This window comes from Desulfitobacterium sp., from assembly GCF_982384815.1.
Window position 1 is genome coordinate 1 of the sequence record NZ_CEVWNY010000058.1, and the last position, 18,055, is coordinate 18,055.

Below are 18,055 nucleotides of genomic sequence, written 5' to 3' on the forward strand. Positions count from 1 at the left end.
ATTACCGCTGGTGACTGGAGTTCAGACGTGTGCTCTTTCCGATCTGTTTACTTTGCCCGTAAAAACTTGGCAGCACATCGTCAGTAAAATGTTGATATCCATGCTGTGGGTGGTAAGCAGTACCCTTATTGCTGCGCTCTCCATTATGATAATTGCCCTAAGAGCAGGGGACTGGTCGCGTATTATGTATGAAATAGGTCCTGCTCTGCAACGGGTATTAGATTATTTAGGTGCATATATCGCACTGTACTCTTTTGAGGCTATAGCGGGCATCTTTCTTTCCTTAGCTTCAGCGATATTGATCGTCTATGCCGCCATTTCTATCGGTCATTTATTTACTCAGCATCGTATTTTGGCATCCTTTGCTGCCTTTATCGGCCTAAATACCCTTACCCAGATTGTGGGCATGGTGATCATGTTTATCCTTGGTTACAGCGAATACAATATGAGTATTACCCCGGATAATTTTCACTTGATGCAAGGCCAACTGCACTTTTTCATCTTCCTGATCCTATCCCTCTCCGCTCTGATGAGTGCAGCGTATTTTGCTATTGCTAATTGGATTTTAAATAAGCGATTGAACCTAGAGTAAAGCTAGCTATAGTCAAAGGTACAACCTGTAATTTTCATAAATAGATTAATAGGCCGCTAATGCGGCCCTTTTATCTAATCCTATATATTATATTCTTTTAGTTTTCTGTATAATGTACTTTTCGATAGCCCTAGAATTTCAGCAACCTTATTTTTATCATTTTGGGTATATAACATAACTTTTCTTATAGCATTTTCCTCAATTTCTTTTAAAGACAGGAAGTTTTCACATTCATAGAAGGGCTTTTCTATTTCCGCGTTAAAAATACTTTTTCTAAATTCCTTTTCAGGGAGTGAATAATTTTCACGAAGATCAACCGGTAAATCTTCTTTTTTTACCAGGCCATTTTGTGCCATAAATACGGCATAAGTCATAGTGTTTTCAAGCTGCCTGACATTGCCCGGCCAGCTGTATTCAGTCAAGACTTCATAAACTTCAGGGTGAATTTTCGGGGGAAGGTAAGAGAGTTGGCTACTAGCTTTTTCAACAAAATAGCGGGCGAGCATAATAATCTCATCGTTGCCTCTTTCTTTTAGACTAGGTATTTTAATGAGGAAGGTGGATAAACGGTAATAAAGGTCCTCCCGAAAAGTTTTTTCTTGGACCATTTGCCAGAGGTCCTTATTAGTAGCAGCAATTAAGCGGAAGTTCACTGGAATATACCTATTGCCGCTTAGTCTAAATACCTTTTTGTCTTCAATAACTCTTAACAAAGCCGGTTGTATTTCCAAGGGCATATCGCCGATCTCGTCGAGAAAAAGGGTACCATTATTGGCTGCTTCGATTTTGCCGATGCGTCCTCCTCTTTCGGCACCTGTAAAGGCACCACCTTCATAGCCGAATAATTCGCTTTCAATGAGACTCTTGGGAATTGCAGCACAATTAACGGCAACAAATGGGCCATTGGGGCGGGACCTGCCATGGATTGCCTGGGCAAAAAGTTCCTTACCTGTGCCCGATTCTCCATTGAGCAAGACGTTTAAGTTTATTATGCTGACCCGTTTAGCAATCTTGATGGATTCATATAGGGCAGGGCTTTCCCCGATAATATCCTCAAATTTGTATATTTCGGGAGAAGTCCCTTTATTGTAATCTTGCCTATTTGCTTTGTTTGTGCACGCCATAACAATAACACTCCTATCGGTATTTAACGAATAAAAAAATCCGTTGGAACTATTTTTCAATAACCCGGAATCCTAGAAAAGAAGGCCTAATCTAATTACAAACTAGCCTATACTAAAAGTATAAAAGAACACAAGTATTAAGTGCAAGGGACCATAATCATTTCGCTGTAGCTTTTCTTATCAGCAAGCTAGTAGTTTACTTAACACTTTACTATGTGCTAATATGTACTTGCGTGTCGAAATATCACGATTGGAGGGTTTTTTGAGATGCTAAGTGACGAATTAGATATTTTTCTAACTATTGCAAAGACTAAGAGCTTTTCTCAAGCAGCTAATAAACTGCATATGTCTCGACCGGCACTTTCTAATAAAATTAAGTCGCTGGAATCCCAATATGGGATACAACTTTACACTCGCAGTTCACAGGGCGTGACTCCTACTGAAGCAGGAACTATTGTTACGGAATATGCCAAACGCATAATGACGCTAAAGAATAAGATGGATGCCGATATGGCCGCTCTGAACGAATCCTATATTCCTAGCCTGGTAATTGGTGGTAGTGTTGCCGATGGGGCTAACCTGGTTCCTCAGTTTATTAAAAAGTTTAAGGTAAAAAAACCAAATTCGAAAATTCATTTAGATATTGGTTATGAACCCGGACTCTTTGAAAAAATGTATAACTTAGAGATTGATTTCTCCATTATTGAGGATCAGTGTAATAACAGTGATTTTCAAACTTACTTACTTGGCTATAAAGAGCTTGTTTGCTTGGCACCAAATCTTTTTCCTTGGAATGAATTAAGAACACCGGTGAATGTACGGAAGCTTCTTCCTTTACCTATGATCATTTATGAATGGGACTCCGGGCGCCACCTTGCAGGTGATAGGCACTTCCGCAAGGAGGGTTATAAATTGAGAGACTATAATGTGGTTGTTCGGTTAGACAGCTATGAGGCTATGTACCAGGGTTTACTGAATGGCTTAGGATATGGCTGGTTTCCCTCCGTAATTGCTGAAAAATATTTACATAATCCTAATATCATCCGTATTCACGTTGATAGTGAGCCGGTTTATTACGAGGTAAACCTTGTTTATTACAAGATGCATGAGCTTTCGGAAGAGGCCATGGCTTTTATCAATCTTGCCAAGGAACATTGTCCCCAAGATTATTTCGATAGACTATAACCACTAAATACGAATTAGCTTTAAGCGGCTAAAGCCTTTAACTTCTAGAGGCTAAGGCCGTTTAATTTTTTTGGGAATCTTAGTCCTACTAAAAATATCCTGTCTGCTTATCGGGAGTATATCACTTTTGATAAGGGAGAGTTTTATTGTAAAAAAGTTTTCATTAGCTGTAAACATTTTTATACATGATAAAAAACCTGACATGTACAGCCAATAAACCCTTCTGCGAAACACTCCCAACGTGTTGAAGTCCATTTTGAAAAAATGTATAGTCAAAACTGTGAAGGGAAACACTTCACAAATTAACCCGGGGCGGTGGTATAAACCAATTTCGAACTATGGTTGAGATTGTGTTCACGTTCGCACCACTACTTTAAAGGAATGGAGGGATTATATTTGAGTAAAGAGAAAATTGTTAAAAAGCTCCAAGAAAGACATGAAGACACTAGCTATGTCTACACATGTTGTACTCAAAACGGCTGCTGGGATTCGAACTGTATCCTTCGCTGCCAGGTAAAAGATGGGAAAATCGTCTCGATAGAGCCCGATAATAGCATCAACCACGGAAATGCTCGGGAAGATGTCGGCGAAGAAGCTTTAAATCAGGGAATGATCCAGATGCGCCCATGCTCCATGGGTCACGCCTGGAAAAAAGAATTGGATAGCCCAACTAGAATTCTTCATCCCATGAAACGTGTCGGTAAAAAAGGACATGGCAATGGTCATTTTGTCCAAATAACTTGGGAAGAAGCTTTGGACACCATCACCAAAAAAATGGTGGAATTTAAAGAGAAGTACGGGCCTTATAGCATTTTCCACAGTCAGTATTGCTCTTTTGAAAAATGCGGTATTCCTATCGCACCTTGGTTTGGTGCAGGTTTTGCCTGTTGGGGAGAGCATTCGACTTCGGGTCACAACCCAGGCGAAAAATACCATTTAGGATTTGACATCATCAAATCTCTCGCCAAAGGTGAAAGTGATCTCATGGTTGGTTTTGAAGCCCCGGACCTTTTTAACTCCAAGTTAATTGTCCTGTGGGCTATGGATCCGGTCGTTGCTTGGTTTGGTTCCGTATCCTACTACATGAAGCTGGCTCGTGAAAGAGGGGCCAAGGTCATTGTCATTGACCCACGTTACACGGCAAGTGCGGAAGTACTGGCAGATCAATGGATTCCCATTCGACCCGGGACCGACTTAGCAATGATGTTGGCAGTTGCTTATGTCCTCTATAACGAGGATCTTTACGACCACGAATATGTAGACAAGTACGTGGAACCCAAGGGTTTCGAAAAATTCCGGGCTTATGTAATGGGTGAGGAAGATGGCCAACCTAAGACACCGGAGTGGGCAGAAGAAATTACAACCGTTCCCGCTGAGACAATTTATGCTTTTGCTAGATTATATGCTGAAAGCAAGCCGGTACACCTTCAATATTTCTACGCAGGCGCCAAAAGGCATTTAGGTGAGTATTCAGCTACCGCATCTATGCTCCTACAGGCCATGACCGGAAACTTAAGCATTGCCGGCGGTTGCCAAACAGGTTGCAGTCTGGTAACTCCTCCCCGGATTCCGGTTCCGAGGGTTGATTGGCAACAAGCTCCCACTGAGTATAAACCGCCCATTCTTTTCAATAATAACAAGCTGACCGAAACTATTATCTGCAGAGAAAAATTCGACAACGGCGAAATCACCGAAGAGGAATTCCGTAGAAGAATTGGCTCTCCTCCGGGAGCACCCTTACCTAATATTAAAATGATTATTGCTGAAAATAACTATGTCAATAATCATCACCACACCAATAAACGGATGCAAGCTTTTGCTAAGATGGAGTTTTCTTGGGGCTTCCAGTGGCATCTGAACCAACCGACAGCTCAGTTTTTGGATATTGTCTTACCCGCTCCTGTCTATGCCTTTGAGACTATGGATAAATTCATGTATGGCAATGAACGCTTCATCGCCGGACCAAGCGGTATGAGAAACTACTTCTTCTATTGTGGCAAGGCTGTTGATCCGCCGGGAGAAGTTCGTCCTAAAGACTGGGTCTGGACTGAAATCGCTAGAAGAATGGGAATTGTAGAGAAATTCAATCCTCGCATGGCTAACGTGCCTCTGGAAAAATGGGATGATGAGCTAGTCAAGCTTTATCGAGAGGCTTACGAGATCTGGGCTCAGGATGAGGATGGCTGGCTGGAAATGTTGGAAATTGAACCGAAACCTTGGGAAGAGTTTCTTAAGTGTCCGGTAGTTCGTATTCCTATCGATGAGCCTTTTTATCCCTACAAAAATAAAGTGGAAGCCGGCGAAAACCCCTTCGCAGCAACGCCTAGCGGTAAGATTGAATTTTCTTCTTCTTATTTCGAGAACACCGATTTAACCCAAACACATTTTCGTGGTCACATGGATCCAATTCCCCGTTGGGAACCAAGCTATATGACCGAACCACCTAATGATAGCTTCTATCATCCAAAGACTGCCCAATATCCTTTATCCCTGGTGACACCGGTTTCTACTTATCGTCAGCACTCCAGTAATGATAATAATCCCTTCCTGCGGGATGACTGCTATCGCCATGCTGTATGGATCAGTGCTGTTGATGCTGAGCAAAGAGGTGTTAAGGATGGGGATAAAGTTCGCGTCTTCAATGAATTCGGCGAAATGATTGTTCCGGCTTACGTTACCTCACGGTGCATGCCGGGAACGGTTGCTATCCATCACGGTGCTTGGTATACGCCCAATGATGAAAAAACAGAGCTTAATCCTTTTGGTGTTGATACGCGCGGAGCCTGCAACTTGCTTATCGGCGATACACACTTGCCTCATGCCCTGGGAGCTTTGTTAATTGCCGGATTAGTAGAAATTGAAAAAGTGGGAGGTGAAAAATAATGGCCCAATCTGGTATCTTTTTTGACCAAAGCCGCTGCTATGCTTGTCAAGCTTGTAGTATTGCCTGCAAGGACTGGAATGACATTGAACCGGGACCGGAAAAATGGCTGACAGTATATGAGTGGGAAAAAGGCACCTACCCTGATTTACGTCTCAACTATTTGGCCTTCTCCTGCGGTCACTGTGAGAATCCCGTTTGTGCTAAGGCCTGTCCCAATGAGGCTATCTTTAAAGAAGATAAATATGGGGCAGTGTTGGTTGATCAGGAAAAATGTGAAGGTTGTCGTAAGTGTTATGATGCCTGTCCTTATGGAGCCCCCAAGTTTGCTAGTGATGCTCAAGGAACTAAAATGAGCAAATGTACAATGTGTATAGATCGGCTTGAACAAGGCGAAAAACCTATTTGCGTACTCTCTTGTCCCTTGCGCGCTTTCGATTTTGGCCCTCTTGAGGAGTTGAAAGAGAAATACGGTGACTTAAGACAACTTGAGGAAATGCCTGATCCCACAATCACCAATCCCGCCTATATCTTTAAACCCAGTGCCCCCAAAAAGAAATTGTTGCCTTACGATAGTGAAAAAGCTATTGAATTATCTAAAAAACGTGGTAATCTGGGAACTTTATATGAAGCTGTGGAAGATGTTAAAAACCTTCAAGATGAGACAGTTAAGAGAAATAAGTTGCAAATGAAATATACTTCCACAGAGGAAATGATGCGAGCTACTCGCAACGATATCGGTTAATATTCTTATAATAGGGAGTTTTTACTATGTGTTTTAGACCACCAAATGCCGCTAAACCGATTAAGTGTCCCAATTGCGGCACTATGAATCCACCCACCAACGCAAAATGCCGTAAGTGTGAAGCGGATTTAAAAGATAAGAGCAATGAGAATAAATAATCTCAACTGAATTTGCCTGAAGGTGCATCTCGCGAGAAAACGAGATGCACTTTCAAGGCTAACCTAGTTAATTAAAGGCGATGCCCCTTGCAAAAATAAGGAGGTTATATTAATTATGGAATGGTTAGGAATACTGGGTATATTCGTAGCATTAGCACTGTTTATTATTCTCTCCATGCGTTCCTTTAATGTTATGATCACAGCCCCCCTTACTGCTTTAATCATTATTGTTACCAACCGTATGGATGTAGTAAATTTCTTCTTGACTGATCCTAAGTTATCTTATTTGTCCGGCGTAGGTGGATTTGTCACCAAAAACTTATTGATCTTTTTGCTTAGTGCTTTATTAGGTAAATACATCGAAGTCAGCGGTGCCTCCAAGTCAATTGCCAATACGATGATTAAGGTTGTTGGTAAAGATAGTCCCTTTAAAATGATGATGGGAGTTTTACTCATCGGTGCTGTCCTCACTTATGGCGGTGTTTCCATGTTCGTGGTTATGTTTGCCATTATTCCTTTGGCAAGACCTCTTTTCAAAGAGTTTAACGTCCCTTGGCATCTATTCGTTATACCTTTTGCCGCAGGAACCTCTTCCTTTACCATGGCAATGCTACCTGGTACACCAGGGTTACAGAACGTCATCCCCGCCCAGGCTATGGGAACTCCCTTAACCGCTGCCGCACCTTTAGGGCTGATTGCCGCTATTGTTACTTTTGCCTACACTGTCTTTTATACGAAAAAACAATTGAAAAAATCCCTTACAGCGGGTGAAGTTTATAATGGACCAACAGATATTGCGGCAGTAGAAGAAAAAAATCTTCCTTCCTTTGGCTTGTCGATTACTCCTTTGATCGTCCTCATTGTTATCTTGATTGGTGGCAGCCAATTGCATATTAGTAACGTAATTTATATTGGTTTGATAGTTTCCATTATTCTTGCTGCTCTCCTCTTTAATGGACATATTAAATCCCAAAAAGAGGTTTTGGGTAACGGGGCACAAAACTGTTTACAACCGGTTCTCTATACTGCAGCTGCTGTTGGTATCGGGGCAGTTATTGGTGCCGCACCGGGATTTGAGGTAATCAATCAGGGAATTGCTAATATGCCTGGCGGTCCTTTAGTTTCCGCTGCTACCTTATCCGGTGTTTTGGCAGGTATTATCGGTTCCGGCAGTGGTGCTTTAGGGATTGTAACCCAGTTTTTCCTTGATCCTTATCTTGCCACCGGTGTTAACCCTGAAGTGCTCCATAGAGTAATTTCCATTAGTGCCTCTACATTTGGTGCTTTGCCTAACTCCGGAGCAATGTTTGGTATGTTTGCCGCTATGTCTTTAACTCATAAAGAAGCCTATAAGCATATGTTTAATGTAGTTGTAGTAGGGCAAACTCTGGCCTTGGTGGTGATTATAGCCCTTAGTGGAGTACTTTACTAATAGAATCATGGTTTCGACATATTAAGAAGTAATGTGAAAGTGTTTTTATAGACTAGAATAATACCTGATTTTTGGTCAGTGTATTCTAGTCTCCTCGCTTTTTAAAAATTGTGAAAATCTTTTCATGATACTCAAAAGTGGGTAAGGGAGGAATAAACGTGGCTGAAGTTGCTAGTTATGATCCCAAAATGGCGCGTAAAGCCGCCATGGCTTCTGTATTCGGAACACTAATTGAATGGTATGATTTTTTTCTGTATGGAACTGCTGCTGCCTTAATTTTTCCTAAAGTGTTTTTTCCAGCTTCTGATGCATATGCGGGTACTCTTCAATCTTTTGCAGTTTTTGCAGTAGGTTTCTGTGCAAGACCGATCGGCGGATTGATTTTCGGCCATTTTGGTGATCGGATGGGTCGTAAAAAGGCCCTCATGATCACAATGTTTCTCATGGGGATAAGTAGTTTTTTAATGGGATGTATACCATCCTATGACTCAATTGGGATATGGGCCCCATTTTTACTTGTAACCTTGAGGGTAATACAAGGAATCGCAGTTGGTGGAGAATGGGGTGGCGCAATTCTCCTTTCTATGGAGTGGGGGAAGAAGAATAAGCAAGGGTTTATGTCAAGTTTGCCGAGCGCAGGAATTGGCATGGGTTTATTATTCTCCTCTGCGGTTGTTTCCATGATGATGTCTGTTGCCGGAGATGGTTTTTATACTTGGGGTTGGCGTGTTTGCTTTTTTATTAGTCTGCTTCTTGTGGTAATCGGTGTGTTTTTGAGGCGGTCTATTGAAGAAACTCCTTCATTCCGTGAGGCGCAAAAATCCCAAAAAGTTGCACGTTCTCCATTACTTGAAGTCCTTAAGAAACATCCAAGATCGGTAATTTGTTCGGCATTGATAAAGATGCCGGAGCATGTATCGACCCAAATCTACATGACGGCTATGATCAATATTGCGATGACGTATTATAATTTGGATAAACAATACCTTGTAAATACGGTTATGGTAGCTAGTATATTAATGTGTTTTAACATAGTGTTAGGTGGCTACATATCGGACAAAATTGGAATTAAGCGCATGTATATGATAGGGGTAGTGCTTACACTGCTTTGGGCATTCCCCTATGTCTCTATCATAAACACCGGAATTCCTCTAGCATTTGCCGTGGCGACAATATTAGCACAGTTTCCTCACCAAACAATGGCTGGATGCCAAGGTGCACTTGTTGCCCAAAGCTTCCCGGTAAACTTGCGATACAGTGGAGCATCCATGGGGGTCCAAATCGCAGCGGTATTTTCCGGTGGTATTGCCCCGCTTGTTAGTACCTATCTTATGCATACTTTTGGTACTATCTATGCTATTGGCTGGTATATAGTTGCCGTATCAGTCGTCGGGATCATCGGTACTGCCCTCATTCCAGTACACCATGAAAGTACTGTAAACGATAGTCAAGTTGGCTTAAGGGAAAATCAAGTTAGCTTGTAGAGATACCCTTGCGGTGTTATATTTGAAGTGTGCAAGTGGGAGGGTGATAGTTTGGATCAAGAAAAGAAGAACTGGGATAAAGAGATCGCTGAAAATTGCATTGGCTGTGGGGAATGCGCAGAAAGCTGCCGTATACTGACAGACTTAGATGAATCCCCGGGAAGCATCGCTTCCAGAGGGGTTGAAACTTCGGAAGCCTATGGGTGCGCACTTTGCGGGAAATGCGAAGCGGTATGCCCCTTGGGTTTAAGTCCTTTCCGGATGTTTGAACAGCGTAGAGTGGAGGCAGTAAAAAACGGGGAAATTGACATTAATGAATTTAAATACTTATTCCCTGACCGTGCAAATACAGTCATGAGCATTTTTAGAGAATACTACGGGATTGATTACTCCGATTTGAATACTACTTCACCGGCAGAAACGGCTTTTTTGCCTGGATGCACCATGCAAACTTATTCCCCCGGGTTGACCAAGAAAGTCTATGCCACATTAGCTAATAAATATGAAAAACCTTTGTTCTTGAATGACTGTTGCGGTATCCCTATGTATCATATTGGACTGCCGGAAAGAGGCGACAGAATTAAGGCTGCCTTGAGGGAGAAGGCTCACCGGTTAGGAGTAAAAAACTTGGTTGTGGCCTGTCCGAATTGTTATTATCAGTTAAAGAAAGAAGCTGCTTTTCAGGACTTGGAGATAATGACTGTTTATGAAGCTTTACAAGATGAATTTATACCAAGGGATGGATTGGAAGTCTATACTATTCACGATTCTTGCCCTGATCGTTTTGAAGGAGTTTATAGTAAACAGGTTAGAGAAGCTCTTGATCGGGCCGGTTACCGGAAAGTAGAAATGAAGCATCATGGTAGAGATTCCGTTTGCTGCGGAAGCAGCGGACAGCTTGGTCATTTTCGGCCGGAATGGGCAACAGAGCATGAAGAGCAGAATTTGAACGAAGCTAAAGACGCTGGGGCGGATACTTTGTTGGCATATTGTCACGCTTGTGTGCTTAATTTTGGCAACATTGCAGATAGTAAAATTAAAGTGCGCCATGCTCTGAATATTTTACTGGATTTTGAAGAGAACTACGATGAAGTAAAGGGAAAAGCTGCCGCAATGTTCGAGGGAGAAGAGGGATATGATCTTTATCTAAAACTTTTTGAGACGGAGTAATATGTATCTTATCTAGAAAGTTTCCGGTTGATGTATCTTATCTTCCGGAGACTTTTTTGTAATGAGTTTCATTTTAAGGGTGAACAGTTTCATAATGAAAATTTCAGTCTTAAAACAGGAAACTCAAATTATAAAAGTCTTAACAAAATGAGGCTTTTGAAGGACTTATTAAGAGTTTAGAGGTCTGGCACAAATCTTGCATACAAAATATATATGTGAAATATGCAGCAAATTATCGGCAATCTCATATACGGAAGGGGAATAAGTGATGGGTTACGATGAGGAAACTCAAGATGCTTGTCAAAAAATCATCGACGGCTGTATAGGTTGTGGACAATGTATTTCTGAATGTAGGTTATTGGAGGGTATCGGCGAGGATCTAATAAGCCTGGCCACTCGTCAACCCACGGTAGCAGAAGCCTATTCCTGTACTTTGTGTGGTTTATGCGAAGGTGTATGCCCAGTGTCATTAAGTCCTAAAAGCATGTTCGCAGCGACACGTAAGCAGGCGGTTGCCAATCAGGAAATTGAGATCGAGGAATACAAATATATGTTTCCCGATCGTAAACTTAACGTTATGAAAATTTACCGCGAAGTACAGGGGATTGCTTATAAAGATCTTAAAGTTGACCATGAAGGTGAAGTGGCTTTTTTTCCTGGTTGCACACTGTTGACTTATGATTCTCAGTTAGTCTATAAGATTTTTCACAACTTGGAACAAAAATACCACCCTATTTCCTTTTTAACAGATTGCTGTGGTATACCTCTATACCAGCTAGGTATGCAGGAAAGGGCGGAAAATTATACTCAAGGCTTGAGAGAAAAAATTAAGCACTTAAAAGTTAAGACACTAATTTTTGCTTGTTCTAACTGTTACTATCAATTAAGGGGTGCGGTAGAAGAACTGGGAATTAACGCTATATCAGTCTATGAAGCCCTAGGGGATTCGAAAGCTTTCAATACACCAATCGCTAAAAGTGCTGAAAAGGTCGTTACGATTCATGATTCTTGCCCGGACCGTTTTGACGGCATATTTGCACGACAAGCTAGGCAGGCCCTGAAAGCAAAGGGATATTCGTTAGTTGAGATGGAGCACAACCAGGAAAAAGCAATTTGCTGCGGCAGCGGTGGGCAGGCGTCTCATTTTGCTCCGGCGTTAGCCCAGAGTCTCGTTGAGGCTCGCTTAGTGGAAGTAGATGGACTAAAGATTGATATCCTAGCCTCTTATTGTCTAGGGTGTGTCCTCAATTTAAGTAAGAATCAAGAGAAGATTCCTGTGCAGCACGTCCTGAATTTGCTTTTAGATTTTAAACAAGATTTTGCTGGATTAAAAAAGCAATCTAAAACTCTATTTGAGGGACCTGAGGGAGAAGAACTTTGGGCAAGAATTATGGCTGATTGACCCTTCACTTTCCACAAGGGGGGAAGTTAAACTATTCGTACTAAAGGAGAAAGCAAATGAACTATAAAGAACTCAGTAAAATCTTTAAAGAGACTCTTTCCCTTCGCTGGGATCCGGTGGCGGTGAGAATGATGCGAAAAGGGGAAGAAAGACCACCGCAAATGATCGAGCCTCCCGTTCCCTTAAGACACTGCCAATCAATTATTACCGCCAGACGGGGTAATTGTCTCTATATGCCGCCACGTAGTCATGCTTGCCCTGATGGAACAGGGGTATTAGGTCTGGTGGAAATGTCACCGAAGTTAAGATCAGGAGATCTCTATCTTCTCTTTAAAAAAATGCCGAATCTTGAAACAGCCCGCAAAATGATTAGCTCTCGCCCGGAGTTCGAGGTAGGGAACTATGAAGCCACTCTTTTGGCACCTTTACCTAAGGCAACCTTTGAACCGGATGTAGTGATTTTTACCCTTTGGCCGGAGCAAGCTATGTGGCTTTGCTGTGCTCAAACTTATGCTACCGGTCAGCGCCAAAACTTTAAAACTTCAGGATTTAATTCAGCTTGTGCCGACTTAATTGTTCAAACGATAACTTCCGGAGAGATGAATATATCCTTTGGTTGTTATGGGGCCAGGGCTTCCAGTGAAATCGATGATTTCGAACTTTATTTATCTATACCTACTCCATTGCTGGAACCTATCGCCAAAGCCTTGCAAAAATTATCTGAGAAAAGTATTCCAGAGGAACGGAATAAGATCTATCTACACCCGGTTATGGATAGAGTAGGCTCCCGCAGATCCCAGACCCAGGCCGAGGAAAATGGAGCAAGGGTTGAATTATTTGTTGATATTGAGCAGTGTATGGGGGATGGCCTTTGTGTTGATTTTTGCCCTTCCGGGGTATTGGAAATTATAGAGATAGAAGGCCGGCAGGTTGCCCAAGCTATTCATCCCGACGGATGTAGTGCTTGTTATACCTGTGTAGGTCAGTGCCCCAATCAAGCAATTCAACTTTCATATATTTAGGAGTGGAAAAATGGCTGCGGAATTTAAACTCTTAGGAACTAGTGCCGGTCTAGGCGTTCCTGCTTTTCATTGTAATTGTGTTGCCTGTAAAGAAGCCTTAGCTAACCCGCGGTGGTCAAGAACGCGTAGCGGTGCTGTAATCAATACCGGAAACGAAACAATTTTAGTGGATGCTTCACCTGACTTAAGAGGACAGTTACTTAAGGAGGGCATTAAAGCTGTAGATTATTTATTTATTACCCATTGGCATTATGACCACTTTGGAGGAATTGGCGATCTGGAGTACTATGTTAAGCTTGAGCGGAAAGAACCTATAAAGCTATTCTTGCCGCCTAGCGCAGTGGATTCTTTTAGTGAGGCTTATCCATTTTTGGAGGATGTCTTTGACCTCCATACCTGGGAGTTTGAATATCAATATTCCTTTGCCGACCTTCGGCTCACTGTTTTGCCCGCCAGCCATAGTATTGAGACAGGCGGAATTTTCCTTGAAAGAGAAAAAAGCATAGCCTATTTTACGGATACCGCCGGATTTCCCAAGCAAACCGCGCAGAAGATCCGAGGAGTAGATACTCTAATTTGCGATGCCACTTTTAACGGTGAGAATTGGTTTCCCCATAGTCATATGAACTGGGAAGAGGCGGTTAAATTAGGCCAAAGTCTCAAAGCGCGACATATCGTACTGACTCATATGGCAATGCACTATAGTAAACCTATTACTGTTGAAGAACTCCAGAGTATGCTTATTGATTTCAAGGAAGTATCTGTTGCTTATGATGGTATGTCATTAATTTTTTAAAACTAAAAAATCCCTAAGGTATCTAATGCTTTAGGGATTTTTCAGTTCCACGCTAGATTCCTAAAAAGATACTGATTTTATCAAAATGAAAGAAAGTATGGTATATGGAAAGAAATGTAGACGGTTTTAGGCCGTTTTTTTGACCATCTAGTTTGGCATGGATTTTGCAATATACCAGAGTAGGATATTTATATTTCTTTTATAGTAACGAAAGGTACAACCTTTCGTGCACAACAGGTTATGGAGGGAGAAAATGAGCACGAAAATTGATTTAGAGCAAGAAGGAGTCGAAGTCAAAAAAGCTTGCTGTTACTTCTGTCATCAGAACTGCGGCTGCTTGGTTTATGTAAAAGACGGCAAGATCCTTCATTTCGAAGGGGATCCTGATTACCCCACCAACACCGGCGGCTTATGCTGTCGCGGTAATGTTAATCTAATTCATCTGGATCACGAAGCAAGAGTGAATTTCCCCCTAAAGCGCAAAGGAGAACGTGGGTCAGGGGAATGGGAAAGAATCACCTGGGAACAAGCCATTGATGAAATTGGCACCAAACTCGAAGAGATCCGTAAACAGTATGGCGCTGAAGCAGTAGCTACAGCCGGTGGAACTGCCCGAACAGATGACTGGGCGCGGCGGCGCTTTATGAACCTCTTTGGTAGTCCCAATGGTTTTCATAATTCACATTTATGCTGGATTCCTACTTTTATGGTTGAAACTGCAGTATATGGCTGGAGTCCTTTCGAGATTGATCTGGGAGCAAGTAGGTGCATAGTTTTGTGGGGACAAAATCCAGGGGCATCAACTTTGCCGGAAATGAGCGGAATCAATGCGCTTAAGGCCAAAGGACTCAAGGTAATTGTTATCGACCCTCGTTTTACGGAGACTGCCGCGAAAGCCGATCTTTGGCTCCCGGTAAGGCCGGGTTCGGACTTGGCCCTGGCCTTAGCTTGGATAAATGTAATTATTTATGAGGGCTTGGCCGATTATGATTTTGTCTATGAACATTGTGTAGGGTTTGACGAACTTATGGCTCATGTGGAAGAGTACACGCCGGAGTGGGCTGAGCCACTTACAGGAGTTAGTGCTGATCTTATCCGGGAAGGCGCACGGATGTATGCCATGAACAAACCCGGCAATATCCAATGGGGTGTAGCCATTGATCAAATCGGTAAGCCTGCCGGAGCTGCAATGCATGCCAGGGCTATTTTAAGAGCCATTACTGGTAATTTGGATTGTCCCGGGGCAGATCTTTTGACCGGTCCCAGCCAAGAGTTTGTTACTGATGAAGAAATGGAGCTTAATGAATACCTAAATGAAGAACAAAGGGCAAAACAACTGGGTTCAGATAAATTCAAATTGGTTACCTGGCCCGGCTATGGGAAAATCGCTGAAATTACGAAGAAATATTGGGGTAAAGCACCGACGGCAGAGTGGATGTGTGAGGCTCATCCCCCCACAGTCTATAATGCTATTTTGACTGGAAAACCATATCCGGTAAAAGCTTTATTAGTTTCGGCTACAAACCCGGTGAATTCCTATGGGGAAAGTCTGAAGACCCTAGCCGCTTTGAAAGCTGTTGATTTCATGGTTACTTGTGATTATTGGCTGACACCGACGGCTATGTTATCGGACTATGTACTGCCTATGGCAGGTTCTTTTGAACGTCCGACCATCACTTCCACTTACGGTTGTTCCGATTTCTTAATGTGTTCCCAACGGGCGATTCAGCCTATGTATGAGCGCCATACGGATTTTGAATTCTGGCGGGACCTTGGTATCAGATTGGGACAAAAAGAACACTGGCCTTGGGAGACCCTGGAAGATGCATATTTCTACCGGATTAAGGATCTGGGCTATGGCGTGGAAAGCTATGATGAGTTTGTGGAGTTTTATCGCTTCCATTTCCCGGAAAGAGAGTACTTTAAATATAAAGAAAGAGGCGGATTCGCTACCCCTTCCGGCAAAGTAGAGATTTATTCCAGTGTCCTCGAAGAACTGGGATACCCTCCACTGCCGTCATATATTCCGCCGGTAGAAAATGAGATTGATCATCCGGAGCTAGCTAAGGAATATCCTTTGGTCTTGACAACCGGGGCTGGAGTAATGCCTTTCCACCATTCCGAACATTTCCAAATCAAGGAGCTCCGTTTTATCCGGCATGAGCCTCACATGGAAATTAATCCTGATACCGCTGCGGAATACGGCATTCAAGAAGGGGATTGGGTCTGGATTGAAACTAAGCGTGGGCGTATTAAGCAAAAAGCTAGCCTTACAGAAGGAATCAGGCCTGGAACAGTCTTCACAGAACGGGGTTGGTGGTTCCCGGAGCGGGATATGCGCGATCCTCAGTTGGGAGGCTGCCTTGAATCCAATACCAACGTCCTCACCAGTACAGCAGATGAAGATTGTGATCCCCTGAGCGGGAGTTGGGCAAACCGTGGTTTACTGTGTAAAGTTTATAAGGTTAACGGCTCAGACAGAAAGGAGGATAAATAAACATGGCACGTTATGCAATGGTTATTGATACTCGCAAATGTACGGGCTGTCAATCCTGCACAGTGGCTTGTCGAGTTAATAATGAACTTCCCATCGATATGATTTATAACCCCGTAACCACTCATGGACCACTTGGAAAATTCCCCAATGTGCGGATGGTTCATCTTCCGCTATTATGTATGCATTGTGGCAATTCCCCTTGTGTAGATGCCTGCCCCACCGGGGCTTCGCAACAGCGGGAAGACGGTATTGTTTGGGTGGAAGATAGCAAGTGCGTAGGCTGTAAAGCTTGCGTTATGGCTTGCCCCTATGGAGCTCGGATACCCAATGCTCAAACTGGGATAGTCCAAAAATGCAACTTCTGTAAAGATGAAAGAGTGGACCAAGGGAAAGTACCCTATTGTGTACAGACTTGTCATCAAAAAGCCCGGATCTTTGGCGATATTGAGGATCCGGAAAGTGAAGTTTTTAAATTGGTCAATAGCACTAAAACGACTGGGCGTCTGTTGGAAGAGTTGGGCACAGAACCCTATGTCTATTATCTTTACTGATTGGAGGGATGGAAATGAGCCAAAAACATGAAACCTGGGGCTGGATGTTAGCCTTTGACTTCTTCTTCGCCGGTATGGGTGCCGCAATGCTGCTTTTCGCCGGAATTGCCGAGTTATTTTTAGGCAGCAATCTCTCTACTTTAGGGATTTTTGCCGGGGCTGTGTTTGTTGCTTTAGGTGCTGGTCTTTTGATTCTGGAATTAGGCAGGCCTTTCCAGGCTTTGCGGGTGTTCATGAACCCTAAAGCTATCCTTACTTTTGGAGCTTGGAATATGTCCATTGCCATTATCGCGGGACTCCTACTTTGGTCAACTTGGGTTAATGTATTTCCTTGGTTTGGCCTTGTGGGTCTACGGAAGATCCTGGCTATGATCTGTATTATCACCGGATTTATCGTGGCCACTTACCCTGGGGTCTTGTTGGCACGGCATAAATCCCGTCCTTTCTGGAATGGACCGGGGATGATGATTCTCTTCTTGACCTCTTCTTTGCTTACCGGACTTGCTGCTTTTGCGGTTTGTGGCTGGATTACCGAAGGAGCACCTGTGGTATCTAGTGTATTTCCTAAATTGGCAGCCGGACTTTGTGCTTTCCAATTTGTCATTTGGATTGGTTATATCTGGATTAAGAATACCGGAACCACCGATCGGGAAGCGGTAGCAGTGAAACGTTGGACCAGTGGCAATTTTGCCAATCCTTTCCGCGTTGGTTTTATGTTCCTTGGTACAGTCGTTCCCTTAATTCTATTTTTAATTCCCAATATGGTTTCCGTAGGTATGGCAGGATTATTAGCTATTCTTGGTGGTTTGTTGATGCGTAATCTAGTGGTATATGCCGGTCAGGATCGCACCTGGCTGCCTGGTGAGGAAAAATATCGCTCCAGATTACCACATGGTGATGAGGCTTTCTTGCAAAAAGTTTGGACAAAACAGATTTAAGGTACTTGGCTTTGCCAGTTTTGATTTGCTCTTTGATTAAGGGCCCGAGTGCAACTTCTCGGAAGCTAACCCAATGGT

The 18,055-nt window shown here is 42.9% G+C and carries 14 protein-coding genes; 13 read left to right on the plus strand and 1 reads right to left on the minus strand.

The window, feature by feature from the left end; genetic code table 11:
* Positions 1-592 (plus strand): hypothetical protein (locus tag AC1U9U_RS09915; RefSeq protein ID WP_479960403.1); only part of this gene is annotated, 592 nt, incomplete at its 5' end.
* Positions 593-672: 80 nt separating this feature from the next.
* On the opposite strand, the gene AC1U9U_RS09920 is transcribed toward AC1U9U_RS09915, so the two are convergent.
* A complete protein-coding gene (locus AC1U9U_RS09920; protein WP_479960404.1) occupies positions 673-1,716 on the minus strand; it encodes a sigma-54 interaction domain-containing protein in 1,044 nt (347 codons plus the stop codon).
* A gap of 267 nt (positions 1,717-1,983) precedes the next feature.
* On the opposite strand from AC1U9U_RS09920, the gene AC1U9U_RS09925 reads away from it, so the two are divergent.
* The 12 genes from AC1U9U_RS09925 (at position 1,984) to nrfD (ending at position 17,977) form a co-directional block, all read left to right on the plus strand.
* The gene (locus AC1U9U_RS09925; RefSeq protein ID WP_479960405.1) at positions 1,984-2,901 is read left to right on the plus strand and encodes a LysR substrate-binding domain-containing protein; all 918 of its coding nucleotides are present in this window, start codon (positions 1,984-1,986) and stop codon (positions 2,899-2,901) included.
* A gap of 396 nt (positions 2,902-3,297) precedes the next feature.
* The gene (locus AC1U9U_RS09930) at positions 3,298-5,784 is read left to right on the plus strand and encodes a molybdopterin-containing oxidoreductase family protein (protein ID WP_479960406.1); all 2,487 of its coding nucleotides are present in this window, start codon (positions 3,298-3,300) and stop codon (positions 5,782-5,784) included.
* The gene (locus AC1U9U_RS09935; protein WP_479960407.1) at positions 5,784-6,527 is read left to right on the plus strand and encodes a 4Fe-4S dicluster domain-containing protein; all 744 of its coding nucleotides are present in this window, start codon (positions 5,784-5,786) and stop codon (positions 6,525-6,527) included. Before AC1U9U_RS09930 ends, AC1U9U_RS09935 begins: the two co-directional genes overlap by 1 nt.
* 273 nt (positions 6,528-6,800) lie before the next feature.
* Complete coding sequence (locus AC1U9U_RS09940) at positions 6,801-8,117, plus strand: GntP family permease (RefSeq protein ID WP_479960408.1); 1,317 nt, start codon at positions 6,801-6,803, stop codon at positions 8,115-8,117.
* Between the two features lie 158 nt (positions 8,118-8,275).
* Positions 8,276-9,601: an MFS transporter gene (locus tag AC1U9U_RS09945; protein WP_479960409.1), complete on the plus strand. Its 1,326-nt coding sequence runs from the start codon at positions 8,276-8,278 to the stop codon at positions 9,599-9,601.
* Between the two features lie 51 nt (positions 9,602-9,652).
* Complete coding sequence (locus AC1U9U_RS09950) at positions 9,653-10,771, plus strand: (Fe-S)-binding protein (RefSeq protein WP_479960410.1); 1,119 nt, start codon at positions 9,653-9,655, stop codon at positions 10,769-10,771.
* A 268-nt stretch (positions 10,772-11,039) separates the two neighbouring features.
* Positions 11,040-12,173: a (Fe-S)-binding protein gene (locus AC1U9U_RS09955; RefSeq protein ID WP_479960411.1), complete on the plus strand. Its 1,134-nt coding sequence runs from the start codon at positions 11,040-11,042 to the stop codon at positions 12,171-12,173.
* Between the two features lie 56 nt (positions 12,174-12,229).
* Positions 12,230-13,195, plus strand: coding sequence for a DUF169 domain-containing protein (locus AC1U9U_RS09960; protein WP_479960412.1), 966 nt, complete (start codon positions 12,230-12,232; stop codon positions 13,193-13,195).
* A gap of 10 nt (positions 13,196-13,205) precedes the next feature.
* Positions 13,206-13,991: an MBL fold metallo-hydrolase gene (locus AC1U9U_RS09965; protein WP_479960413.1), complete on the plus strand. Its 786-nt coding sequence runs from the start codon at positions 13,206-13,208 to the stop codon at positions 13,989-13,991.
* Between the two features lie 253 nt (positions 13,992-14,244).
* Positions 14,245-16,488 carry a molybdopterin-dependent oxidoreductase gene (locus tag AC1U9U_RS09970; RefSeq protein WP_479960414.1) on the plus strand — a complete coding sequence of 748 codons (2,244 nt, stop codon included), beginning with the start codon at positions 14,245-14,247 and terminating at the stop codon, positions 16,486-16,488.
* Between the two features lie 2 nt (positions 16,489-16,490).
* Positions 16,491-17,039 carry a 4Fe-4S dicluster domain-containing protein gene (locus AC1U9U_RS09975; protein ID WP_479960415.1) on the plus strand — a complete coding sequence of 183 codons (549 nt, stop codon included), beginning with the start codon at positions 16,491-16,493 and terminating at the stop codon, positions 17,037-17,039.
* 14 nt (positions 17,040-17,053) lie between these two features.
* Positions 17,054-17,977, plus strand: coding sequence for an NrfD/PsrC family molybdoenzyme membrane anchor subunit (nrfD, locus tag AC1U9U_RS09980; RefSeq protein WP_479960416.1), 924 nt, complete (start codon positions 17,054-17,056; stop codon positions 17,975-17,977).
* The last annotated feature ends 78 nt before the right edge of the window (positions 17,978-18,055 follow it).

Excerpts from the sequence above, each read along its gene's own strand:
- AC1U9U_RS09960 (WP_479960412.1), top strand. The coding sequence starts at position 12,230 with ATGAACTATAAAGAACTCAGTAAAATCTTTAAAGAGACTCTTTCCCTT.
- AC1U9U_RS09940 (WP_479960408.1), top strand. The coding sequence starts at position 6,801 with ATGGAATGGTTAGGAATACTGGGTATATTCGTAGCATTAGCACTGTTT.
- AC1U9U_RS09920 (WP_479960404.1), bottom strand. The coding sequence starts at position 1,716 with ATGGCGTGCACAAACAAAGCAAATAGGCAAGATTACAATAAAGGGACT.
- AC1U9U_RS09970 (WP_479960414.1), top strand. The coding sequence starts at position 14,245 with ATGAGCACGAAAATTGATTTAGAGCAAGAAGGAGTCGAAGTCAAAAAA.
- AC1U9U_RS09965 (WP_479960413.1), top strand. The coding sequence starts at position 13,206 with ATGGCTGCGGAATTTAAACTCTTAGGAACTAGTGCCGGTCTAGGCGTT.
- AC1U9U_RS09955 (WP_479960411.1), top strand. The coding sequence starts at position 11,040 with ATGGGTTACGATGAGGAAACTCAAGATGCTTGTCAAAAAATCATCGAC.
- AC1U9U_RS09975 (WP_479960415.1), top strand. The coding sequence starts at position 16,491 with ATGGCACGTTATGCAATGGTTATTGATACTCGCAAATGTACGGGCTGT.
- nrfD (WP_479960416.1), top strand. The coding sequence starts at position 17,054 with ATGAGCCAAAAACATGAAACCTGGGGCTGGATGTTAGCCTTTGACTTC.
- AC1U9U_RS09935 (WP_479960407.1), top strand. The coding sequence starts at position 5,784 with ATGGCCCAATCTGGTATCTTTTTTGACCAAAGCCGCTGCTATGCTTGT.
- AC1U9U_RS09925 (WP_479960405.1), top strand. The coding sequence starts at position 1,984 with ATGCTAAGTGACGAATTAGATATTTTTCTAACTATTGCAAAGACTAAG.